Raw genomic sequence first — 20,789 nt, 5'->3', positions numbered from 1 at the left:
CGGGCGAGGAAGGGCCGAACGCGGCACGGCAGGGCGGGGCGGCAGCGCGGCGCATCGCCGTGGGGAGGTACGGGAGGGGGAACCGCGGGGGCTCCTGACGGGCCGGGGCGGCGGCCCCCGGTGGTGGGGGGCCGGGCCCCGGCAGGTCAGCGGGCCGGGGCGGAGCCGGCCGGGGGAGAGGGCGGTCTGAGCACGCGCTCCACGCGGCTCAGTCCCTCCGCCACGGCCTCCGGCGAGCGGGCGAAGCAGATCCGGAAGCCGTCACTGGCTCCGAGGGTCTCGCCGGGCATCAGCAGCACGCCCAGGTCGAGCGCGCGGCGGCACATCGTCAGCGGCTCCTCCCCGGTGGTGAGCCAGAGCCAGGCGAACGGGGTGCCCTCCGGCTCCACGAGGGTCACCGCGTCCGCGTTGCGGCGGGCGAAGTCCCGGACGAGGTCGAGGCCTCGGCCGGTGAGCTCGTGGTAGGAGCGCAGATGGTCCGTGCGGTGCGCCAGGACGTCGCAGGCCAGCGTCTCGCACAGCACCGAGTTGGAGATGGTGGACAGGAACTTGCGCCGGGCGCAGGCCTCCACGACGTCGGGTGGACCGTAGAGCCAGCCCACCCGCAGCCCGGGGAAGCCGTACACCTTCGACAGACTCGACACGGAGATCACCCGGTCGGAGCCGACGGCGGCGGAGGACGAGAGGTCGAGCGCGTACTCCTCGTCCAGGAGCAGATGGGCCCCCGTGCGCTCCGCCAGTCCGGCCAGGGCCCGCAGGTCCTTCTCCGCGATGCGCCGACCGGTCGGGTTGCACGGGCTGTTGGCGACGATCAGTCGCACGTCCGGCCCGGCCACCGCCGCCGCGGCCTCGACGTCGAAGCTGAGGTCCGGCCGGAAACCCACGAGGTCGACCGTGGACCCCAGCTCGGGGGGCACGTCCCAGGACTGCTGCCAGCCCGGCCGGAAGGCGATCACCCGCGAGCCGGGCGCCAGGAGCGCCGCGTACACCAGGTACAGCGCCTGCTGGGCGCCCTGGGTGATCAGGACCGAGTCGGCCGCACCGCCGTAGAGGCCGGCCACCGCCTCGCGCAGCGCGCCGAGGCCCCGGTCGTGTCCGTAGTCCAGTTCCAGCCCCGGCGGCACCGCGAGGGCGTCGAGGCGCCCGGGGAGCATGTTGCTGTCGCCCAGGTCGATGTCGAAGCGCCCGGCGGCGTCCTCGAACACCCAGCGCTGGATCGGGTAGTCGCGCGAGCGCGGCGAGGAGACGGTCATCGTACGGTCCCCGCAGCCCCGGCCGTCGCCGGCGCCGGCCGGCCGAGCCGTGCGCGCAGGGCGGGCGCGAAGGATCCTGCGGCCACCTGCTCGGCGTCGCCGGTCATGGTGACCCGGCCGTCCTCGCCGACGGTGACCCGTGCCTCGCCGCCGGGCATCCTGACCTCCACCCGGCTGTCGCACAGCCCCAGTTCGCGGGCGGCGGAGACCGCGGCGCAGGCGCTCGCGCCGGACGCGGTCACATAGCCGGCGCCGCGCTCGAAGACCTCCAGCTCCATCACCGACCGGCTCACCATGCGCAGGAACTGCACGTTGGTGCGGTCCGGGAACCGGGGGTGCCCGGCGATCCTCGGACCGAGCCGGCGCGCCAGCTCCTCGGACGGCTCGTCCACCGGCACCACCGTGTGCGGATTGCCGTTGTGGACGCAGGTGACGGTGAGCCTCTCGCCGTCCACCGCGAGCGGCACGCGCACCGCCCGGCCGTCGTACGGGGCCGTGCCGTCCTCCCGGAGCAGCGGCAGGTCGGCGGCGTCGAAGCTGGGGCGCCCCATACCGACCTCCACCCGGCCCTCGGCGGCGTCGAGCACCCGCACGGGGCTGTCGCCGGCCGCCGTACGGAGCGTGAACTCCCGCCCGTCGGCCCAGGCGCCGGGCTCCTGCCCGGCGAGATGGAGTGCGAACATCCGCAGCCCGTTGCCGCTCCTGCCGCAGTCGGAACCGTCGGAGTTGTACAGGTCGAGCACGACCGGGACGCCGGGTCGCGGCGGCTCCAGCGGCCCGTGGAGGACACCGTCGGCGCCCACCCCCAGGTGCCGGTCGCAGATCAGCCGGACCGCCTCCCGGGTGACGGGGAAGTCGGTGTGGCGGGGGTCGATCACCAAGTAGTCGTTGCCTGCTGCCTGGTACTTGTAGAAGTCGATCACGGATGATCTCCCTTGGCTGCTGGGCGCGGCGCCGCCCCGAGGCGAGGTGCCCCACCCCGGGGCGGCGCCCCCGGTTACTGCTCGGAGAGCGCGGCGGCGTCGTGCTCCTCGCCGTACCACTTCTCCGCCCACCGGGAGAAGGCGACGATGACGATGTCCCGGTGGCCCGGTCCGCCGTCGGCGGAGAGCACGTCCGTGACGTCGTGGGCCAGCGCCCGGTCGTCCAGCAGGACCGCCTGTCCGGGCTCCAGCGTCCCGGTCCAGAAGGGCCCGTCCGCCCCCGGGTTCCACAGCCGGGTCTGGCCACCGCCGACGTTCACCTTGTTCAGGACCGCGATCATCACGAACTCGTGCCCGTCGTGGTGCACGCCCTCGGGGGTGAGCGGGCCCGGCTGGCCGCCGTCCGCCCGGGTCCGGTTCTGGTGCACGTTGATCTGCCAGTCCTCGGCCCGGTCGAGGCCGAACTCGCGGACGCCGTGCTCGATCAGCGGTGTGAAGTCCACCTTGATCGGCTCGTAGACCCGGCGGATGCCGCCGCCGACGGAGTTGAACTTCTTGTACGTGGTGTAGTCCCGGTGCGCCAGCCGCTCGAACGACCAGCCGTCCTCGCCCTCCGGGCGGAGCCGGTACTGCGAGAACCGCTTGAAGCGGGTGCCGTTGCCCATGTACTCGTCGACCGGGCAGTCGTCGTAGCTGGGCAGGATGTCGGCCGAGACTTCCGGCAGGTCGATGATGGTGAACCGTTCGCTGCCGAGGGGCATGGTCTCTCCTCCAGAGGGTGGTGGGGCGTCGGACGTCAGGCGGCGACGGACGGCATGCGCTCGTCCAGGTAGGCGGCCGAGGAATTGAGCCGCCAGAGGATCCCCCGGGCGATGGCGCGCCGCATGTCCGCCGATTCGGCGGCCGGCAGCACCACGTTGTGGAACCAGCCCTGGGCGTGCTGGGAGTCGATGGTGATGTGCAGCTTGTGGTACACGATCCCGACCTCCGGCAGCCCCAGCCGCTCCCAGGCGTGCACGACCTGCACGAACCGGTCCGGTGCCATCCACTCGGTCATGCCCAGGAAGCCCACCGCCTCCGGGTACAGGGTGCGGTGGCGGCACAGCATGACCGCGAGGTTGCCGTTGAGCAGCGAGGTGGCGGTGAGCGAGCGGGCGAGCTCGTCCTCCGAGATCTCGAAGACCTCGTAGATCTTGTTGAAGAGGTGGGTGTGGACCTGGTCCGGAGTGCCGTTGCCCATCTCGTCCCAGAAGTTGGCGGCGATCTCCATCTTCGCGGCGCCGGCCGTGCCGACCTGCATCATGGCGAGCAGGTCGTCGAAGCGGCCGTCCACGACCGACTCCTGCATCACGTAGTTCCGCAGGTCGCTCTCGGTGGCGTCGTTGCGGATGAAGTCGTGGTAGTACGGGTGCTTGTACACCCGGTGGCCACGCGCCGTGTTCTTGAGCCAGGACAGGTACTCCCGCGGCTCCGTGGGCGCCTCTTCGAGCAGCCCGGGCTCGATCAGCCGGTCCTGCGCGGCCGCCGTGGCGGTCTCCAGGAGCCGGGCTATCTCGTAGACGACGACGGACCCCTCGGCGCTCTGCTGCCGGGGGATCTTCGTGTACAACTGGTAGATCCTGTCGAGCAGATACTGTTGCGCGTACAGGGCGCCGCCGTCGCCCCCGGCAGCGGCGGCGTTGATGTCGGCCACCTCGCCCAGGACGCGGCTCCGCTCGCCGCCCGACAGGGCGTCGACCTTCTCAGGCGCGGAACCGAGCCATGCGCACACCCTGTCCACCGTGGACAGGAACGGGTCACCGGAGACAGTCAGACCCTTGGAGCCGCCGACTTCTGGCATGTGTTTCCCCTTGGATTCACTGGACGAATCAGATTCTCGACACGTGGTCCGTACGTGGTCCGCGCACCGCCGCCGCGGCGAAGGTCGTGCCTCGCGGCGGCCGCTGGGGCGGCGGGCGATGCCATTCTGCAAGGGGCGCGCTGGACGTCCTGTGTACGTGCTCTGTACGTCCCCCGGCACTCCCCGCGGTTACGCTGACGTGGCCCTGACGGACCGTGACGGAGGTGGCCGGAGTGACCGACATGACCGGAGAGGCGGCGGAGGTGCCCCTCGGGTACGGGCTCCTGCGGGTCGAGCGGGACGACCTCGCCCCGGCCCGGTGGCTGACCGAACGCCGGCCCGGGTACGGCGCGTTCGGCACCGTGAGCGGGGTCGCCGCGCCCGGCTTCGCGGCGTACGCGCGCGTCCTGCACCCGGCGAGCCTCGACGAGCGCCCGGTGCGCTGGGAGAGCGTCGCCGCCGCCCACGGCCGGCGGGTCGGCGCGCTGACCGACTGGCACGAGGTGATCGGCGCCGACCGGTTCTACCAGAACGCCGAGGAGTACGGCCTGCCCGGCGTGTGGGACGAGCACCCGGCCGAAGGCCCCACGCCCGGCGACGTGGCGCGCGTCCTGATTCCCGTACTGGCCCGGCACACCGGCACCCCCGAGCGGTGCTGGTTCGGCCTGTGGCACGGCTACGGCCGCCGGGAGTGGCCCGGGATCCCGACCTTCCCGACCCCGGAACGGGACGAGATCCTGCTCTCGGGACCGCTGGCGGACGTGACGTCCGCCGAGCGCGAGGAACCGTTCGCCGAACTTCCCGATCTGTGGTGGCCGCAGGACCGGTCCTGGTGCGTCGGCGGAGACGTCGACCTGGTGAGCACGTACGTGGGCGGCTCGCGGGAGCTGATCGACGAGCTGCTGGCCGCCCCCGGCCTGGAGGCGCACCGGGTGGCGACCGGCGACCGGGTCGGCTGACCGTCCCCCGCCCGGGTGCAGGCCCGCGGGGATGGGGCCATCCTGGGGTCATGGGTGCCCAGGGTGGTGGGACCCTTCGTCGGGGTCCGTCGGGAGTCCGGGGCGCGCACCGCGTCCCGGCCGTCGCCGTTGCCTCGGTCGTGGCCGTCGTCGCGCTCGTCGCCGCGCTCTGCGGCTGTACGGGCGCGGCCACCGCCAGCGACGACAGACCGGCCTCCGTCGCCAGCGCGGCCCCTGCCGCGCCCGCTCCGACGACGTCGGAGCCACCGCCACCGGCGCCGCGGCAGCCCGTCGCCGGCGAACTGTCCATACCGTCGATCGGCGTCGACGGGCTGGACGTCGTGCCGTACCCGGGCACCACCGACGACCGGGCGGGGACCGTGATCCAGGACCGTGGCGTGGCGGCCAGCCCCCACGGGCCGCGCGGAGGCGTCGGACCGGGGGAGATAGGCAACTATCTGGTGACCGCCCACCGGCTCTCGGCCGGCGGGGCGCTGCGCGACCTGCCCGCGGTCGACAAGGGCGACCTGGTGCACGTGGAGGCCGCGGGCACCGTCTACACGTACACGATCGTCGAGACCCGGACGACGTCCTTCCGCTCGGACCGCTCGCTCGCCGAGCAGCGGGCCGCGGTGCCCGGTGAGCCGGGCGAGAAGCCCACTCGGGCCATGATCACGCTCTCCACCTGCGCGACCCCCGAGGACGACGCGGCGGGCAACTACTGGCGGGACGCCAACAACAACCCCGAGCACCGCATCGACAAGGTCGGTGTCCTGACCTCGCAGCGGCCCGCCTAGGGCGGCGGGTCAGGACGGATCCGAGCGGATCGCGACAGGTCAGGCGAGCGTCCGCGCCGCGTGTGCGCGGACGTCGGCGTCGGGGTCGGTCGTGGCCGTCGCGAGGGCGGCGCGGGCGACCGGGTCGGCACGGTGGGGGTGCAGCGCGAGGACGGCCGCCTTGCGGACGTCCGCGTTCGCGTCGGCCAGGGCCTCGGCGAGCGCGGGGACGGCCCGCCCGGCCGGGGCCGCGCGGAGAGCGGTCGCGGCACCGGCCCGCACCTGCCAGGCGGGGGCGGAGAGGGCGACCACGGCCGCCTCGGCGTACGCGGGCGGGCAGCCGGTGACAGCGAGGCCGGCCAGAGCGGCGCCCTTGACCAGCGGGTCCGCGTCGTCGAGCAGCGGGAGCAGGGGCTCCGGCGCGGGGGTGCGGACGGCGGCCAGGCCGCGGGCGACGGCGACCCGGACCTCCCGGGCGGGGTCGGCGGCGGCCGCGCCGAGCTCCGCGACGGCGTCCACCGAGACGAGGGCGCGGACGGCGTGGATACGGACGTCGGTGTCGGCGTCGGTGAGCGCGGCGGCGTACACCGACGCGTCGCCGAGCCGCCGGGCGCGCAGGACGTCGAGCGCGGCGGCACGGACCACCGGGTCGTCCACGCGCAGGGCCGCGCGGAGCCCCTCACCCCACGCGGCTTCGGCGGGCAGCACCTCGACCAGCTCCCGCAGGGCTGCCGCGGCGGCGTGCCGGACCTGCGGCGCCGCGTCCCGCAGCCGCTCGGCGAGCGCGGGCCCGGCACCGGCCGGCACGGTCTCCCCGAGCGCCACGACGGCGGCCACCCGCACGGCCGGGTCGGCGTCGGCGAGGTACGGCCGGAGCGCGGCCAGGTCGGGCGTCTCCTCGGTGAGCACGAGCAGCCGGAGGAGCGCGGGGTTCGTCCCGCCCGACGCGGCGGTCGAGACCGGGTCCGGTGCGGAGGACGCGTCCTCGGCGGACGCCTGTCCCGAGGCGTCCAGGACGCCCGACGAGGCCGCCGCAGGCGGGACGTCACGGCGGCCGGCCGTGGCCGTCGGGACCAGCTCGACCTCACCGAGCCACCGCTCCGGGCCGGGCTCCGGGGTGAACTCCGGCACCGGGACCACGTACGGCTCGATCGGGCGTGCGGTGAACTCCATCGCCCCGGAGGGGGACTTGCGCAGGTCGACGTGGTGCAGCCAGCCCGTGTCGTCCCGCTCCGGGTGGTCGAGACGCTCGTGGTAGAGGCCCCAGCGGGACTCGGTCCGCGCCAGCGAGGCGCGGGCCGCCATCTCGGCGCAGTCCCGGATGAAGGACACCTCCGCGCATCGCATCAACTCGTGCGCGGTGCGCGCCCCAAGGCCCTCGATCTCCGCCGACATCCGTGTGAACGCCTCCACCGCGAGGGACAGCTTCGCCCCGGTCTTCGGCGGCGCCACGTAGTCGTTCACGAACCGGCGCAGCTTGTACTCCACCTGCGGCTGCGGCGGTCCGTCGGGGTTGCGCAGCGGACGGTAGACCAGCTCGTGGGCGGCGACGAGCTGTTCGCGCGGCAACTCCCCCTCGTACGCCCGGTACCGGGACGCGTCCTCGCCCGCCAGGTCGCCGAAGACGAACGCCCCGATCATGTAGTTGTGCGGCACGCACGCGAGGTCACCGGCCGCGTAGAGGCGGGGCACGGTGGTGCGGGCGTGCGCGTCGACCCGTACCCCCGAGGCGGAGTGCCCGCCGCACAGGCCGATCTCCGAGATGTGCATCTCGATGTCGTGGGTGCGGTAGTCGTGGCCCCGGCCCTGGTGGAAGGTGCCGCGGGTGGGCCGCTCCGTCGTGTGCAGGATCGACTCGACGGCGCTGATGGTCTCCTCCGGCAGATGGCTGAGCTTCAGGTACACCGGACCCCGGTCCGAGGCGAGTTCGGCGGCGAACTCGGCCATCATCTGGCCCGACCAGTAGTCCGACTCCACGAACCGCTCCCCGTGCCGGTTCACCTGGTACCCGCCGAACGGGTTCGCCACGTACGCGCAGGCGGGCCCGTTGTAGTCCTTGATCAGCGGGTTGACCTGGAAGCACTCGATGCCGGTCAGCGCGGCACCCGCGTGGTACGCCATGGCGTAGCCGTCGCCCGCGTTGGTGGGGTTCTCGTACGTCCCGTAGAGATAGCCGGAGGCGGGCAGTCCGAGTCGGCCGCAGGCGCCCGTCGCGAGGATCACCGCACCGGCCCGGACCGTGACGAACGCGCCCGTACGGGTGTGGAACCCGACCGCGCCGATCGCCCGCCCGTCGTCGGGGTGCGTGAGGACGCGCACCGGCATGATCCGGTTCTCGATCCGGATCCGCTCCCGCATCTCCCGCCGCCGCAACTGCCGGTAGAGGACCTTCTTGACGTCCTTGCCCTCCGGCATCGGCAGCACGTACGAGCCGGAGCGGTGCACCTGGCGGACCGCGTACTCGCCGTGCTCGTCCTTCTCGAACTTCACCCCGTACGACTCCAGTCGCTGGACCATCGCGAAGCCGCGGGTCGCGGTCTGCCGGACCGTCGACTGGTCGACGATGCCGTCGTTGGCGCGGGTGATCTCGGCGACGTAGTCGTCGGGTTCGGCCCGCCCCGGGACGACCGCGTTGTTGACCCCGTCCATGCCCATGGCGAGGGCGCCGGAGTGCCGGACGTGCGCCTTCTCCAGGAGGAGGACGTTCGCGCCGCGCCCGGCGGCCGTCAGCGCGGCCATCGTGCCGGCGGTGCCACCGCCGATGACGAGGACGTCGCAGGTCAGCTCGGTCGCGTCGGCGATGTCGGGGACGGCGAGGGCGGGGGCGACGGGGGCGGGGGCGACGGGGTCGGCGGCCGGGGGAGTCTCCACGGGATGCCTTTCGGGATCTGCGGGCGGATCGGAGGGACCGGATCAGGGACCGGATCAGAGGGATGCGAGGACGCGGCGGCGCAGCGCCGCCGTCTCGGGCGCCTGACGGGCGTCCCGACGGCGCGGGTGCGGTACGTCGAGAACCTGGCCGGAGGGGAGGAGGGCGACACGGTCGCCCAGGTGCAGGGCCTCGTCCACGTCGTGCGTGACGAAGACGACGGTGGCTCCCGCGCCGCGCAGGATCTCCACGAGGAGGTCCTGCATCCCGGCGCGGGTGTGGGCGTCGAGCGCGCCGAAGGGCTCGTCCAGGAGGACCGCCCGGGGCCTTCCGGCCAGCGCCCGGGCCAGCTGGACGCGCTGGCGCTGGCCGCCGGAGAGCTGGCGCGGCAGCTTGTGCGCGTGGTCGGCGAGGCCGACCCGGTCCAGCCAGTCGGTGGCGGCCCGGCGCCGTTCGGCGCGGGGGACCCGGCGGATCGCCAGCGGCAGTTCCACGTTGGCGCGGACGGTCCGCCAGGGCAGCAGGGCGTCGTCCTGGAAGACCAGCGCCCGGTCGGCGCCCGGGCCGTCGACGGGCCGGCCGTCGTGGGTCACCCGCCCGGCCAGGGGCGGCAGGAGTCCGGCGAGGGTGCGCAGCAGGGTGGACTTGCCGCACCCGGACGGGCCGACCACGGTCAGCCACTCGCCGGGCCGCACCCGCAGTTCGGCGGTGGTGAACACGGGCGCACCGTCCGCGTGCCCCAGCCGTACGCCCTGGAGGGCCAGTTCGGCACCGGAGGCGGAGGCGCGGGTCGGGTCGGAGGCGCGCGTGGGGTCGGAGGCGCGGGTGTCGGACGTGGACGCGCTGGTCATGGCACCGGCTCCTTGTCGAGAGGGGTGACGGGGGCGGGGACGGGGGTGGGACTCGGGCCGGGGGCGCCGCGACGGAGCACGGGTCGGCCGCGCGGGCGGAGCACTCGCCGGCCGTGCGGGCGGGCCACGGGGCGACGCGCGGCCGGCCGGGGCAGCCAGGCGGTCACCCGGCGGCCGAGGAGTTCCACGGCGGTGGAGGTCAGCCAGCCCAGGGCCCCGATGGTGGCCATGCCGACGAAGACTCCCGGATAGTCGACGACCGTGTAGTCCTGCCAGGTGCGGTAGCCGACCCCGTACTCGCCGGAGATCATCTCCGCCGAGATCACACAGATCCACGAGACGCCGACACCCACCGAGAGCCCGCCGAAGACCCCTGGCAGGGCGCCGGGCAGCACCACCGCGAACAGCACCCGCAGCCGGCCGCCGCCCATCGTGAGCACGGCCTCCTCCCACACGGGAGAGAGGGCCCGCACCGCGTGCCGGGTCGAGACCAGCACCGGGAAGAAGGCCGCGGTGAAGGTGATGAACACGATGCCCTGTTCGTTGGTGGGCAGCAGCAGGATGGCGACCGGGACCAGGGCGATGGCCGGAATCGGGCGCGCCACTTCGAGGAGCGGGCCCAGCAGGTCGGCGGCCCGGCGGGAGCGGGCGACCAGGGTCCCGACCGCCACCCCCAGGACCGAGGCCAGCAGGAAGCCGACCACGATCCGGCGCAGGCTGTGGCCCAGGTCCTGCACGTACGCGTCGGTGCCGACCCGGTCGGCGAACGCGGAGGCCACCTCGTCGACCGTGGGGAACTGCTCGAACCGCAGCCAGACAGTGACGTCCAGCGTGGTCAGCAACTGCCAGAGCCCCAGGGCCGCCACGAGCGAACCGGCCCGCAGCAGCCGGCGGCCGACCCCGCTCATGACGCCGCCAGCCGCAGGGCGGTCGCGTAGTCGACCACCCGGGACGCGGCGTGCCCGTCGACGTACGCCCGCGCACCGGCCGGGGTCACGAAGGCGCGCAGATCGGCGCCGTCGGCGACCCAGACCGCCTTGTCGGCGAACCAGGACGTGCCGGTCACCGCGTCCGGCACGTACGCGGCCCGGACGCCCGCGCCCGCGCCGCTGACCGCCTTCAGCAGCTCCCTCGGGCTGTCGAAGGTACGCGTGGAACTCTGGCCCTTCAGCCACAGTTCGGGGCGGGCCGCGGCCGCCTTCGGGTACGGAGCGTTCTTCGCGGTCGTCCGCGCCAGCGGCGCCCGGTCGACGAAGGCGTCCACGTCGACGTCGCCGACCAGCTTCGCCGCCTTCAGCAGCGGCACGTCCTTCTTCAGCGCGTCGACCAGCTCCGGGCGCAGCTCCGGGTCGAACGTGGCGATGCCGTGGGCGCCGTTGTAGAGGTAGACCACCTCGGCCGGCAGCCCGGTCTCCTCGGCGACCGACTCGGCGGCGGCGACCGGACGGCTGCGCAGATGGTCGGTGGCCCGCCGCTGCGCGGTGAGGAAGTCGTCGAGGACCCCCGCCCGCTCCGTGGCGAACTTCTCCCGGACGGTCACCCCGTGGAAGGTCGGCAGGTTCAGCTCCGCCCCGTCGTACAGCGCGTTCGCCCGGCCCTCGAAGGCCAGCAGGCCCGGCCAGGCGACGAACTGGGACAGCGCGTCGACGCTTCCGGCGGACAGGGCGGACGCGCCGACGCTGGGCTGCTGGTTCAGCTTCCGGATGTCCTTCTCCGGGTCGACGCCCGCGCGCCGGAGGGCGCGGACCAGGGTCCCGTCGGCGGCCGAGCCGACGCTCGTGGACACCTTCTTTCCACGCAGGTCGGCCAGCGACCGCACGGGTGAACCGGGGGCGGTCACCACGGTGTTGAGGCCGCCGCGCAGGTTGTAGCCGGTCACGGAGACCAGCCGCGTCGGCTGCCGCAGCTGCCGGCCGCGCGCGGCGTTGATGAGGAGCGGGAAGTCGCCCATCGAGCCGATGTCGATCTTTCCGGCGGTCATCTGGGCGGTGATCGGGGCGCCGGTCGCGTAGTCCTGCCAGACGACCTCGTAGTGAACGCCGTCCTTCCGGCCGCGCGCGGCCAGCTCCTCCTCGAAGTAGCCGAGCGAGCGCAGCAGGGTGCCGGCGGTGACGGTGTTGATGGTCTTGGACTGGTAGCCGACGGTCACCGTGACGGTGCGTGCGCCGGCCGGGCCGTCGGCGTCCGCCGCGCCGCCGCAGGCGGTGGCCGGCGACGCCAGCAGCGCGAGGGAGAGGAGCGGGACGAAGCGCGTGCCGCGCATGGGAGTCGGACCTTTCACCGGAGCAGGTAGGGCATGTTGACGGTGACCGCGCCGGTGGGGCAGCGGGCCGCGCAGGGGCCGCAGTACCAGCACTCGTCGACGTGCATGTACGCCTTGCCGTTGTCCTCGCGGATCGCGAGCGAGTCGAGCGGGCACATGTCGACGCAGAGCGTGCAGCCGTCGATGCAGAGGGACTCGTCGATGGTCACGGGCACGTCGGCGCGGTGCGGCACCACAGGCATGGCTGTCTCCAGGAGGGAAGGGCGAAGGGGCGGGGAGGGTCAGAGGGAGCGGTGCAGCACGCCGCTCATGGTGATCCGGTCGCCCCGGAACCGGATGAACTCCAGGTCGACGGGGCGCCCGTCGGGCAGACAGGTCAGTCGCTCCAGCATCAGCACGGCGGCCCCGCGCGGGGCCTGGAGCACGGCGGCGGAGTGCGCGTCGGCGTTGACGGCTTCGAGGGTGATCTCGGCGTGCCCGAGCGGGCGGCCGGTCAGGGTCTCCAGGAGCCGGAAGACATCCGTGTTCTCCAGGTCGCAGCCGAGGAGTTCGGCACCGATGTCCATGGGCAGGTACGACAGGTCGAGGGAGAGCGGCAGTCCGTTCAGCCGGCGCAGCCGCTCGATGCAGAGCACGTCCGTGTGCTCGGGCAGGCGCAGCCGGTGGGCCACCGGTCCGGACGCGGCGACCGGGCCCACCGTCCGGACCTCGTTGGTGACCCGGCCGTGCTCGTGCAGGGTCTCCGCCAGGCCCTGGAGCCGGTCCAGGGCGTGCGGGTACTTCTCGCAGACGACGACCGTGCCGACCCCCGGCTGCCGCTCGACGAGCTGCTCGCCGCGCAGCAGGTCCAGGGCCTGCCGGACGGTGTTCCGGCTGGTGCGGTGGTCGGCGGCGATGGCGTCCTCCAGCGGGAGGACGCCGCTGGGAAAGCCGCCCGTCAGGATCTGATGGCGCAGCAGGTCGGCGAGTTGCCGGGCCCGGTCCGCGCGGAGCCGCCGACGCCGCGCGGCGGCGACAGGAAGGGAGGCGGGAGTGGGTTCGGCTGGCATGTCGAGGAACGTACCGGCGTCGGCCCGGGGTTGGTGTTGCGGCGGTATTGCGCCACCTGAAGCCCCGAGAGCGCCGCTGTGACCTGCGGTTTCCCGGGCACCCCGGAAAGATCCGCCACCCGGGCGACCACCAGCTGGACACCCCCTGCCCACGATGCGACACACCCACCCTTGACGGCGGCCTCGGGCGGGGAAGCTGCGCGGAGAGCCGCCGTCCGGTGCCCGACCGGGCCGGGGCGGGCGCCGGTCCGGGGGCTTCGCGCGGGGCCAGCCGCAGGATCGGCGGCTGACCTGGGTTTTCCCGGGGTAAATGCCGGGAACCTGCCTTTTTGCCCTTCGTTCATCCGCTGGACTGCCAGGGCACACCCGAGGTTCCGTCTGGAGGTCGCATGCTTCTCACCCACCACATCGACGTCGGCACGCTCCGCGTCACGCTGCATCAGGGCCTCGACGTCACGAACCGGGCCGCGGCCGCCCTTCTCATCCAGGCCCTGGTCGACGCGCACCGGCCGCAGGCCGTGGTGCTGGACGTGCCGGGGGGCCCGCCCTCCGCCGCGACCATGAGCGCGGTCGCCCGCGCGAAGCGGATGTGCGACAGCCTCTCCATCCCGTTCACCCTCGTCCACGGGCCGACCGAGCGCGTGCCGGTCTCCCACAAGCGGCTGGCGGCGGCAGCGGGGGAGTGACGGGTCCCGCCGGGCAGACCGCCCGGCGGGACGACGCTCAGGCCACGCCCGAGAGCAGGACGACGTCGAGCCGGCGGGGGCCGTGGACGCCCTCGACCCGGTCGAGCTCGATGTCACTGGTGGCGGAGGGGCCGGAGACCCAGGTCAGAGGGCGGGTGGGGACGAGCCGTTCGAGGGCCTGGGGGACCGAGGCGACGACCTGGTCGGGCACGCGGACCAGGCAGATGTGGTGATCGGGCACGAGGGTGAGGCGACGGCCGCCCTGGTCCGGGCCCGCGTCGAGCACGACGGTGCCGGTCTCGGCGACGGCGACCGCGCACCCGGTCACGACACTGTCGACGGCGTCGAGGTCGTACGGGGTGAGGCCGGGGCGCTCGTCCACGACGGTGGCGTCCGTACGGCTCAGGACCGCGCGGGGCAGCCCCGCGGGAGCCAGGACGTGACGTGCGCCGGTGTCGGAGAGAAGCCGGGCGATCAACGCCGGCAGCTCGTCCGGACGGCAGCGGTGGACGACCGCCCGGTAGTCCGCCAGGTTCTCGGCGAGGAGGTCGACGATCCGGTGCGTGTCCGGCTCCCCGTGCTCCCGCAGATAGGTGCGGGCGACGGCCTGCCCGTCAGGGGTTTCGGCCTTCGCCACGTCGGACAGGGCCCGACGGATCCGGCCCAGCACGAGGTCCCTGCTGCTCACGCGGAGCCCTCCGTTCCCTCGTGCTCGCGCTTCCACCAGGTGCGGAAGGACTCCGCCGGGACCTCCGGCAGATCACGACTGTCGGTCCACGCCCGCCCCGGACCCGGCAGGCGGGAGGGGTGCAGGCGCCGGGTGAGGGAGGCGAGTCGCTGTCCTGCCTCGTACGCGCGGGGATGGTCGAAGGCCCAGGCGGCGGCCTTGAGCGCCGCCCTCTCCACGGAGTGGCCCGGTTGCTCCGCGACCTTCTCGCGGAGGTGGACGAGGACCTCGGGGATGTCGATGGCGACCGGGCACACGTCGTAGCAGGCCCCGCAGAGGGAGGAGGCGTACGGCAGCGAGGCGTCGATCTCGCTGCTGGTGCCCCGGAGTTGGGGCGTGAGGATCGCGCCGATGGGGCCCGGGTAGACGGAGCCGTAGGCGTGACCGCCGGCCCGCTCGTAGACCGGGCAGACGTTCAGACAGGCGGAGCAGCGGATGCAGCGCAGGGCCTGGCGGCCGACCTCGTCGGCGAGGGTGTCGGTGCGGCCGTTGTCGAGCAGGACGAGGTGGAAGGTTTTCGGCCCGTCCCCGTCGGCCGTGCCGGTCCACATCGAGGTGTACGGGTTCATCCGCTCCGCGGTCGAGGAGCGGGGCAGGGTCTGGAGGAAGACCTCCAGGTCCTGCCAGGTGGGGATGGTCTTCTCGATGCCGACGACGGAGATCAGGGTCTCCGGCAGGGTCAGACACATCCGGCCGTTGCCCTCGGACTCCACCACGACCAGCGTGCCCGTCTCGGCGACCATGAAGTTGGCGCCCGAGACGCCGACCTTGGCCCGCAGGAACTTCTCGCGGAGATGGAGCCGGGCCGCCTCGGCCAGGTCGGCGGGGGTGTCGGTGAGGTCGTCGGGCGCCGGGCGGCCCCAATGCCCCATCTCGGCGCGGAAGATGTCCCGGATCTCGCCCCGGTTGCGGTGGATGGCCGGGACGAGGATGTGGGAGGGCCGGTCCTTGCCGAGTTGGACGATCAGCTCGGCGAGGTCGGTCTCGTAGGCGGCGATGCCTTCGGCTTCGAGGGCCTCGTTGAGGCCGATCTCCTGCGTGGCCATCGACTTGACCTTGACGACCTCGGTCTCACCGGTGGCCTTCACGAGGTCGATGACGATCCGGTTGGCCTCGGCGGCGTCCGCCGCCCAGTGGACCGTGCCCCCCGCCCGTACCACCCCCTCCTCCAACTGCACCAGGTAGTGGTCGAGATGGCGCAGGGTGTGGTCCTTGATCTGCTTGCCCGCCTCGCGCAGCTCCGCCCAGTCGTCCAGTTCCGCGACGGCCTTGGCCCGCTTGTCGCGGATGGTGTGGGTGGCGTGCCGGAGGTTGGCCCGCAGCACCGGGTTCCGTACGGCCTCGTGCGCGGCCTCCGGGAAGGCGGGCATGCCCAGGAACGTGCCGCTCATGCCGCGGGCTCCTCTTCGGTGCTCGCCAGGATCTCGGCGATGTGGACGGGCCGGACACCGACGGCGAGCCGGCTCATCGTGCCGCCGAGGTGCATCAGACACGAGTTGTCGGCGGCGCACAGCACGTCCGCGCCGGTCGACACCGCGCTGCGGACCTTGTCGGCGCCCATGGCGGCGGACACGTCGGGGTTCTTGACCGCGAAGGTGCCGCCGAAGCCGCAGCACTCCTGCGCACCCGGCAGGTCCACCAACTCCAGCCCCCGGACCGCCCGCAGGAGCCGGTGCGGGCGGTCCGCGAGGCCGAGGCCCCGCAGACCGTGGCAGGTGGGGTGGTAGGTGACCTTGTGCGGGTAGTACGCGCCGACGTCGGTCACGCCGAGGACGTCGACCAGGAACTCCGTCAGCTCGTACGTCTTCGGCGCGAGCGGCGCGACGGTCGCGGCGAGCCCGTCGCCGCGACCCTCCGCCCGGGCCCGCTCACCCATGCGCGGGTACAGCTCGCGCACCATGGCCCCGCACGAACCGGAAGGGGTGACGATCGCGTCGTAGCCGCCGAAGACCTCGGCGAAGCGCCGGGCGAGCGGCTCCGCCTGGTGGCGGTAGCCGGTGTTGTACTGCGGCTGCCCGCAGCAGGTCTGGCCCGGCGGGAAGTCGACGTCGACGCCCAGCCGGGTGAGCAGCCGCACGACGGCCCGGCCCGTGTCTGGATACAGCGTGTCGTTGACACAGGTCAGGAAAAGAGCGACACGCATCACGGCTCCCTCACGTCACGTCGACTTCGTTGATCCATTCCCCGGAACGTAGCCCTTCGTGCCCCGCTCGCGCACCCGCCGCCGCCCCACCCCGGTCGTCCGGGGCGGGCGGCCGCTCCGCTCCCACTTCCGCGTTCGACCCGGCACCCGTTCGGTGGCAATGGGACGGCGGGGCGTGTCCAGGTCGCGCCCGGCGGCCTTCCTGGGAGGGGGCTTCGCGGCAGGGGCTCACTTCCAGCAAGGGGAAACGTGTGCGTATCACTGACATCCAGCGTGGCGAGGTCCGGCCGGGGCGGCTGGTCGAGTGGACGCTGAGTCCGGCCACCGTCGCGGCGGCGAGGGGCCTTCCGGTGGACTCCCGGCCGCCGGCGTACATCCAGGAGACACACCTTCGCCGGGCCCGAAGCGTGCGCGACGACGGCCTGTTCGTACCGACCTGGATCGGCGTCGCCTTCGACCTGCCGGGGCCGGTCGATCTCGACGTCCTCCAGGAGGCGCTGCTGTCCTGGACCGTGCGGCACGAGACGCTGCGCAGCGGATTCCGCTGGGCCGGCGACTCGGGCGACGAACTGCACCGGTTCACGCTCGACGCGGCGGACATGGCACTGCGCCGCGACGAGGTCGGCGACTTCCCGCACGCGGAGGGACTGGTCCGGCATCTCCAGGACCGCTTCGACGAGGTCGCCGACGCGCTGGTCTGGCCGAACCTGATCTACACGGCGGTGCTGCGGGACGACTCGGCCAGCGTGTACATGGCCTTCGACCACAGCAACGTCGACGCCACCTCCCTGTTCCGCGTTCCGGCCGAGCTGCACGATCTCTACACGGCCGGACGGGAGCCGAAGGAGCTTGCTCCGGCGGCGAGTTACGTCGACTTCTGTGAGATCGAACGGGCCCGGGCGGACCGTGTCGACGGCGGCCACGACAGCGTGGCCCGCTGGCAGGAGTTCATCCGGCGCTGCGGCGGCCGGCTGCCGAGCTTCCCGGTCGAGCTGGGGCTCACGCCCGGCAGCCCGCCCGCCCCGCAACGGCTGCTGTGCGAGCCGCTCGCGGACACGGCCGGGACCGAGGCGTTCGAGGCGTACTGCAGGCCGTACGGCGGAACCATGGCCGGTGTGCTGGCGGCGACGGCGCTGTTCGTCCACGAGATGGGCGACCAGGACGTGTACCGCACGGTCGTGCCCTTCCACACGCGCGGGAAGTCGGGGTGGAACGACTCGGTGGGCTGGTACGTGGGCGGCGCCCCGATCGAGGTGCCGGTGGGCCGCGGCCCGCGCTTCCCGGACGTGCTGCGGGAGGTGCGCGGTGAACTCGTGGCCAACCGGCCGCTGGCCCGGATTCCGCTGTCCCGCGTGCTGGCCCTCCTCGACGAGGGCGACCGGCCCGGCTCGACGGACCTCTGCTCACTGGTCTCCTACGTCGACACCCGTTCCTTCCCCGGCGCGGAGCGGTGGCAGGAGCAGCGGGCCCACGGCCTGGTGCGGGTGTCGTACAGCGATCACGTGTACGTGTGGGTCAACCGGACGCACGAAGGGCTGTGGCTGGCGAGCCGCTACCCCGACACGAACGAGGCGGCCAAGGTGATGAGGCTGTACGCCGAGCGGCTCCGGGACCGCGTCGCCTCGGCCGCGGGCTGACCTCCGGCCGCCACGCTGTCCGCGGCCGGGAAAGGGTCGAAGGGGAATTCGAGAAGCGGAAACAGGAATGTCACCCGTTGGGGGAGAGAACCGTGGGTTCTCTTCACCTCTTGCTATGTTTCGTGGCGCCCGGACACGCCTCATGTCCGTGTCGAAAGGGAACAGGAGAAGTGCTTGGAGACGTGCGCGGTCGTCGCCGGGTGGGGTGGGTGTCTTCCCCCGGGATCCGTCTCGAACGACGACCTGGCGACGCGCCTGGACACCTCGCACGAATGGATCCACCGGCGCACCGGGATCTCGGCGCGGCACTGGGCCGATGCGCACACCAGCACCTCCGACCTGGCCGTCGGCGCCGGACTCGCGGCTCTGGAGTCGGCCGGTTCGAACGCCGCTGATCTCGTCCTGCTCGCCACCACCACCCCGGATCGGCGCTGTCCGGCCACGGCCCCTGACGTCGCGTGGCGCCTCGGGCTCGGGAACGTCCCCGCACTCGACATCGGCGCCGTGTGCTCCGGGTTCGTCTACGGACTCGCGCTGGCCGGCGCCCTGATCCGGTCTCAGCCGGGGCAGCGCGTCCTGCTGATCGCGGCGGAGACGTACAGCAGGATCGTCGACCCCGACGACCGGAACACCGCGGTGATCTTCGGTGACGGGGCGGGAGCGGTCCTCCTGCGCGAAGGCACCCCTGAGGAGCCGGGCGCGCTGCACGGTGTCCACCTCGGCAGTGACGGCTCCGGCGGGGACCTGATCACCGTGGCAGGCGGCGGGGCGCGCACACCGGTCGCCGGTCACGGTGGGGCGGCCGAGGACAAGTACTTCCGCATGAACGGAAAGAAAGTCTTCGGGCTCGCCATTCGGCACATGGTCGATTCGTCGAGGGAAGTTCTTCTGCGGTCCCGATGGGATGCCTCGTCCGTGGACGCGTTCGTGGGTCACCAGGCCAACCAGCGCATTCTCGACGCGGTCGCCGAACGCATGGGAATCGATCCCGGGAAATGTTTCGGGAACATCGGACGTGTCGGCAACACCGCGGCGGCGTCCATTCCCCTGGCGCTGGCCGACGTGTCCGCGCGAGGGGTGGTTCGTCCCGGTGCCCGGACACTGCTGGCCGCCTTCGGCGGCGGCCTCACCTGGGGGGCCGCCGCCCTCTCCTGGCCGACGGCCACAGCCGTTCACCGCGAGCCCGTCCTCGCCTGACCGCCCGTTTCCCTCACGACGTCCACCTCGTCGACAAGAAGAAGGTACCGATGGACCACGTCTACGACTTCCTCGTCCGCACGCTGACGGAGAAGTTCGAGGTCGCGCCCGAAGCCGTCTCGGCCACCGCCACCCTCGGTGAACTGGATCTGGACTCCCTGGAGATCGTCGAACTCACCGACATCCTCCAGGAGTACTGCGGCACTCCCCTGGAAGAGGACGAACTCAGGGAGAACTCCACGCTGTCCGACCTCGCGCACTACGTCGGCTCCAAACCGCAGACGGTCTGACCCCGCCCGACCCACCGTGCCCCCACCGACGTGGCACCCCTACCCGTGCGGCCCGACGGGCCCGCGCAAAGGACGTGAGGCAATGACACGGGGCGTTCCCGTCGCGATCACCGGCATCGGCCTGGTCACCCCGGCGGGGCTGGGAACGAAGGCTTCCTGGCGGCGCCTGCTGGCCGCGTCCCCGACGGCCGGAAAGGACCCCCGGCTGGCAGGTCTGAGCATCGACTTCTCCTGCCGGGTGCCCGACTTCGACACCGCGGCGGGTATCGCTCCGGCCCTGACCCGGCGGCTCGACCTGAGTGCCCGGTACGCGCTGGTCGCCGCGCAGGAGGCGGTCAGGGACGCCGGGCACGACTGCTCCGTCTGGGACGCCGGCCGGGTGGGCGTCGTGCTCGGGTCCGCCGCCGGAGGCGTCCAGGCCTACGACCGGGAGGCCGGGCGTTACCTCGCACACGGACAGGCCGGTGTGACGGCCGCGTTCCTCCCGAAGTACCTGCCGAACATGGCCGTCGGCCATGTCGCCCAGGCCCTCAACGCGCAGGGGCCCAGCCTCCACACGAGCACCGCGTGCGCGTCCGGCACGACGGCCGTCGGACTCGGTGTCTGCCTTCTGCGCTCCGGCGCGTGCGACATCGTCGTCGCAGGTGGCACCGAGGCCTTCACCACTCCCGTCATCACGAGCGCCTTCGCCCGCATGCGGGCCCTGTCGAAACGCGCCCACGATCCGGCCGCCGCCTCGCGCCCCTTCGACGTGGACCGGGACGGCTTCGTGATGAGCGAAGGCGCGGGCGTACTCGTCCTGGAACGCGCCGACCGGGCACGCCGCCGGGGCACCCCTGGCTACGCCCACATCGTCGGCTACGGCGCGTCGTCCGACGCCCACCATCCCGTCGCCCCCCACCCCGAGGGCAGAGGGGTCAGGGCAGCCATCCGGGCAGCGCTCGACGACGCCCACGCCCGCCCGCAGGACGTCGATCACGTCAACGCGCACGGCACCAGCACGCCCGCCAACGACGCGGTGGAGGGCGCGGTGCTCGCCGAGCTCTTCCCCCATCACCCGGCGGTGACCGCAGCCAAGGGCGTCGTCGGCCACATGATCGGCGCCGCCGGAGCCGTGGAGGCCGCCTTCACCGCTCTGTCCATCGCCCACAGGGTGATCCCGCCCTGCGCGAACCTGGACACCCCCGACCCCGCGATCCGGGTGGACACCGTGCGCGGCAGCGCACGCCACGGCGACATCGACCTCGCCCTCAGCAACTCCTTCGGTTTCGGCGGACACAACGCCGTGCTGGCCATGAGGCCCGCGACATGAGAGCGGTCCGGCGG

At 73.2% G+C, this 20,789-nt stretch carries 20 protein-coding genes; 7 read left to right on the top strand and 13 right to left on the bottom strand.

Translation table 11 applies throughout. The features are described from left to right. Window positions 1-146: 146 nt before the first annotated feature. The 4 genes from ACIPPS_RS14690 to ACIPPS_RS14675 form a co-directional block, all read right to left on the bottom strand. Window positions 147-1,253 (bottom strand): pyridoxal phosphate-dependent aminotransferase, encoded by a 1,107-nt coding sequence (locus tag ACIPPS_RS14690; protein ID WP_401430962.1) that lies wholly within the window; start codon window positions 1,251-1,253, stop codon window positions 147-149. Further along, complete coding sequence (gene dapF, locus ACIPPS_RS14685; RefSeq protein WP_401430960.1) at window positions 1,250-2,176, bottom strand: diaminopimelate epimerase; 927 nt, start codon at window positions 2,174-2,176, stop codon at window positions 1,250-1,252. The genes ACIPPS_RS14690 and dapF overlap by 4 nt, the downstream gene beginning before the upstream one ends. A gap of 74 nt (window positions 2,177-2,250) precedes the next feature. Next, window positions 2,251-2,937 (bottom strand): 2OG-Fe dioxygenase family protein, encoded by a 687-nt coding sequence (locus tag ACIPPS_RS14680; protein WP_401430958.1) that lies wholly within the window; start codon window positions 2,935-2,937, stop codon window positions 2,251-2,253. Between the two features lie 35 nt (window positions 2,938-2,972). Beyond that, window positions 2,973-4,016: an iron-containing redox enzyme family protein gene (locus ACIPPS_RS14675; protein ID WP_401430956.1), complete on the bottom strand. Its 1,044-nt coding sequence runs from the start codon at window positions 4,014-4,016 to the stop codon at window positions 2,973-2,975. 242 nt (window positions 4,017-4,258) lie between these two features. Between ACIPPS_RS14675 and ACIPPS_RS14670 the strand changes: the two genes are divergently transcribed. Further along, entirely contained in the window at window positions 4,259-4,975 is a 717-nt protein-coding gene (locus tag ACIPPS_RS14670; RefSeq protein WP_401431435.1) for a hypothetical protein, read from the top strand. A gap of 50 nt (window positions 4,976-5,025) precedes the next feature. After that, window positions 5,026-5,772 carry a class E sortase gene (locus ACIPPS_RS14665; protein ID WP_401430954.1) on the top strand — a complete coding sequence of 249 codons (747 nt, stop codon included), beginning with the start codon at window positions 5,026-5,028 and terminating at the stop codon, window positions 5,770-5,772. A gap of 39 nt (window positions 5,773-5,811) precedes the next feature. Here the strand turns inward: ACIPPS_RS14665 and ACIPPS_RS14660 are convergent, their stop codons facing one another. From ACIPPS_RS14660 to ACIPPS_RS14635, 6 genes are all read right to left on the bottom strand, one after another. Next, the gene (locus ACIPPS_RS14660; protein ID WP_401431434.1) at window positions 5,812-8,553 is read right to left on the bottom strand and encodes a fumarate reductase/succinate dehydrogenase flavoprotein subunit; all 2,742 of its coding nucleotides are present in this window, start codon (window positions 8,551-8,553) and stop codon (window positions 5,812-5,814) included. 123 nt (window positions 8,554-8,676) lie between these two features. Continuing rightward, window positions 8,677-9,471, bottom strand: coding sequence for an ABC transporter ATP-binding protein (locus ACIPPS_RS14655; protein ID WP_401430952.1), 795 nt, complete (start codon window positions 9,469-9,471; stop codon window positions 8,677-8,679). Further along, window positions 9,468-10,379 carry an ABC transporter permease gene (locus ACIPPS_RS14650; RefSeq protein WP_401430950.1) on the bottom strand — a complete coding sequence of 304 codons (912 nt, stop codon included), beginning with the start codon at window positions 10,377-10,379 and terminating at the stop codon, window positions 9,468-9,470. The genes ACIPPS_RS14655 and ACIPPS_RS14650 overlap by 4 nt, the downstream gene beginning before the upstream one ends. Continuing rightward, a complete protein-coding gene (locus ACIPPS_RS14645) occupies window positions 10,376-11,734 on the bottom strand; it encodes an ABC transporter substrate-binding protein (RefSeq protein WP_401430948.1) in 1,359 nt (452 codons plus the stop codon). The genes ACIPPS_RS14650 and ACIPPS_RS14645 overlap by 4 nt, the downstream gene beginning before the upstream one ends. Before the next feature lie 14 nt (window positions 11,735-11,748). After that, complete coding sequence (locus ACIPPS_RS14640) at window positions 11,749-11,976, bottom strand: ferredoxin family protein (protein ID WP_361729001.1); 228 nt, start codon at window positions 11,974-11,976, stop codon at window positions 11,749-11,751. Between the two features lie 39 nt (window positions 11,977-12,015). Continuing rightward, on the bottom strand, window positions 12,016-12,783 hold the full coding sequence (locus ACIPPS_RS14635) for a GntR family transcriptional regulator (RefSeq protein WP_401430945.1): 768 nt from the start codon (window positions 12,781-12,783) through the stop codon (window positions 12,016-12,018). A gap of 389 nt (window positions 12,784-13,172) precedes the next feature. On the opposite strand from ACIPPS_RS14635, the gene ACIPPS_RS14630 reads away from it, so the two are divergent. Then, window positions 13,173-13,469, top strand: a complete 297-nt coding sequence (locus tag ACIPPS_RS14630; RefSeq protein WP_401430943.1) for a hypothetical protein — start codon at window positions 13,173-13,175, stop codon at window positions 13,467-13,469. A 37-nt stretch (window positions 13,470-13,506) separates the two neighbouring features. Here the strand turns inward: ACIPPS_RS14630 and ACIPPS_RS14625 are convergent, their stop codons facing one another. Genes ACIPPS_RS14625 through ACIPPS_RS14615 form a run of 3 tightly spaced genes read right to left on the bottom strand, consistent with a single transcriptional unit; the run spans window position 13,507 to window position 16,339 of the window. After that, complete coding sequence (locus tag ACIPPS_RS14625) at window positions 13,507-14,157, bottom strand: lactate utilization protein C (RefSeq protein WP_401430941.1); 651 nt, start codon at window positions 14,155-14,157, stop codon at window positions 13,507-13,509. Continuing rightward, window positions 14,154-15,587: a LutB/LldF family L-lactate oxidation iron-sulfur protein gene (locus ACIPPS_RS14620; protein WP_401430939.1), complete on the bottom strand. Its 1,434-nt coding sequence runs from the start codon at window positions 15,585-15,587 to the stop codon at window positions 14,154-14,156. The genes ACIPPS_RS14625 and ACIPPS_RS14620 overlap by 4 nt, the downstream gene beginning before the upstream one ends. After that, window positions 15,584-16,339, bottom strand: a complete 756-nt coding sequence (locus tag ACIPPS_RS14615) for a (Fe-S)-binding protein (RefSeq protein WP_401430937.1) — start codon at window positions 16,337-16,339, stop codon at window positions 15,584-15,586. Before ACIPPS_RS14615 ends, ACIPPS_RS14620 begins: the two co-directional genes overlap by 4 nt. A gap of 251 nt (window positions 16,340-16,590) precedes the next feature. On the opposite strand from ACIPPS_RS14615, the gene ACIPPS_RS14610 reads away from it, so the two are divergent. The 4 genes from ACIPPS_RS14610 (at window position 16,591) to ACIPPS_RS14595 (ending at window position 20,775) form a co-directional block, all read left to right on the top strand. Next, on the top strand, window positions 16,591-17,976 hold the full coding sequence (locus ACIPPS_RS14610) for a condensation domain-containing protein (RefSeq protein ID WP_401430935.1): 1,386 nt from the start codon (window positions 16,591-16,593) through the stop codon (window positions 17,974-17,976). 174 nt (window positions 17,977-18,150) lie between these two features. Further along, window positions 18,151-19,173 (top strand): beta-ketoacyl-ACP synthase III, encoded by a 1,023-nt coding sequence (locus ACIPPS_RS14605; protein WP_401430933.1) that lies wholly within the window; start codon window positions 18,151-18,153, stop codon window positions 19,171-19,173. A gap of 50 nt (window positions 19,174-19,223) precedes the next feature. After that, window positions 19,224-19,463: an acyl carrier protein gene (locus ACIPPS_RS14600; protein WP_401430931.1), complete on the top strand. Its 240-nt coding sequence runs from the start codon at window positions 19,224-19,226 to the stop codon at window positions 19,461-19,463. Window positions 19,464-19,545: 82 nt separating this feature from the next. Then, the gene (locus ACIPPS_RS14595; protein ID WP_401430929.1) at window positions 19,546-20,775 is read left to right on the top strand and encodes a beta-ketoacyl-[acyl-carrier-protein] synthase family protein; all 1,230 of its coding nucleotides are present in this window, start codon (window positions 19,546-19,548) and stop codon (window positions 20,773-20,775) included. Window positions 20,776-20,789: the final 14 nt, after the last annotated feature.

It is taken from the genome of Streptomyces sp. NPDC090127 (assembly GCF_044746945.1).
Taxonomy (GTDB): Bacteria; Actinomycetota; Actinomycetes; order Streptomycetales; family Streptomycetaceae; genus Streptomyces.
This window is presented reverse-complemented; position numbering and strand designations above follow the sequence as displayed.

What these genes read in the sequence shown, in the direction of transcription:
- ACIPPS_RS14630 (WP_401430943.1), top strand. Translation starts at nt 13,173, where the DNA reads ATGCTTCTCACCCACCACATCGACGTCGGCACGCTCCGCGTCACGCTG.
- ACIPPS_RS14675 (WP_401430956.1), bottom strand. Translation starts at nt 4,016, where the DNA reads ATGCCAGAAGTCGGCGGCTCCAAGGGTCTGACTGTCTCCGGTGACCCG.
- ACIPPS_RS14680 (WP_401430958.1), bottom strand. Translation starts at nt 2,937, where the DNA reads ATGCCCCTCGGCAGCGAACGGTTCACCATCATCGACCTGCCGGAAGTC.
- ACIPPS_RS14600 (WP_401430931.1), top strand. Translation starts at nt 19,224, where the DNA reads ATGGACCACGTCTACGACTTCCTCGTCCGCACGCTGACGGAGAAGTTC.
- ACIPPS_RS14670 (WP_401431435.1), top strand. Translation starts at nt 4,259, where the DNA reads ATGACCGGAGAGGCGGCGGAGGTGCCCCTCGGGTACGGGCTCCTGCGG.
- ACIPPS_RS14690 (WP_401430962.1), bottom strand. Translation starts at nt 1,253, where the DNA reads ATGACCGTCTCCTCGCCGCGCTCGCGCGACTACCCGATCCAGCGCTGG.
- ACIPPS_RS14640 (WP_361729001.1), bottom strand. Translation starts at nt 11,976, where the DNA reads ATGCCTGTGGTGCCGCACCGCGCCGACGTGCCCGTGACCATCGACGAG.
- ACIPPS_RS14620 (WP_401430939.1), bottom strand. Translation starts at nt 15,587, where the DNA reads ATGAGCGGCACGTTCCTGGGCATGCCCGCCTTCCCGGAGGCCGCGCAC.
- ACIPPS_RS14595 (WP_401430929.1), top strand. Translation starts at nt 19,546, where the DNA reads ATGACACGGGGCGTTCCCGTCGCGATCACCGGCATCGGCCTGGTCACC.
- ACIPPS_RS14650 (WP_401430950.1), bottom strand. Translation starts at nt 10,379, where the DNA reads ATGAGCGGGGTCGGCCGCCGGCTGCTGCGGGCCGGTTCGCTCGTGGCG.
- ACIPPS_RS14665 (WP_401430954.1), top strand. Translation starts at nt 5,026, where the DNA reads ATGGGTGCCCAGGGTGGTGGGACCCTTCGTCGGGGTCCGTCGGGAGTC.
- ACIPPS_RS14615 (WP_401430937.1), bottom strand. Translation starts at nt 16,339, where the DNA reads ATGCGTGTCGCTCTTTTCCTGACCTGTGTCAACGACACGCTGTATCCA.
- ACIPPS_RS14655 (WP_401430952.1), bottom strand. Translation starts at nt 9,471, where the DNA reads ATGACCAGCGCGTCCACGTCCGACACCCGCGCCTCCGACCCCACGCGC.
- ACIPPS_RS14645 (WP_401430948.1), bottom strand. Translation starts at nt 11,734, where the DNA reads ATGCGCGGCACGCGCTTCGTCCCGCTCCTCTCCCTCGCGCTGCTGGCG.
- ACIPPS_RS14635 (WP_401430945.1), bottom strand. Translation starts at nt 12,783, where the DNA reads ATGCCAGCCGAACCCACTCCCGCCTCCCTTCCTGTCGCCGCCGCGCGG.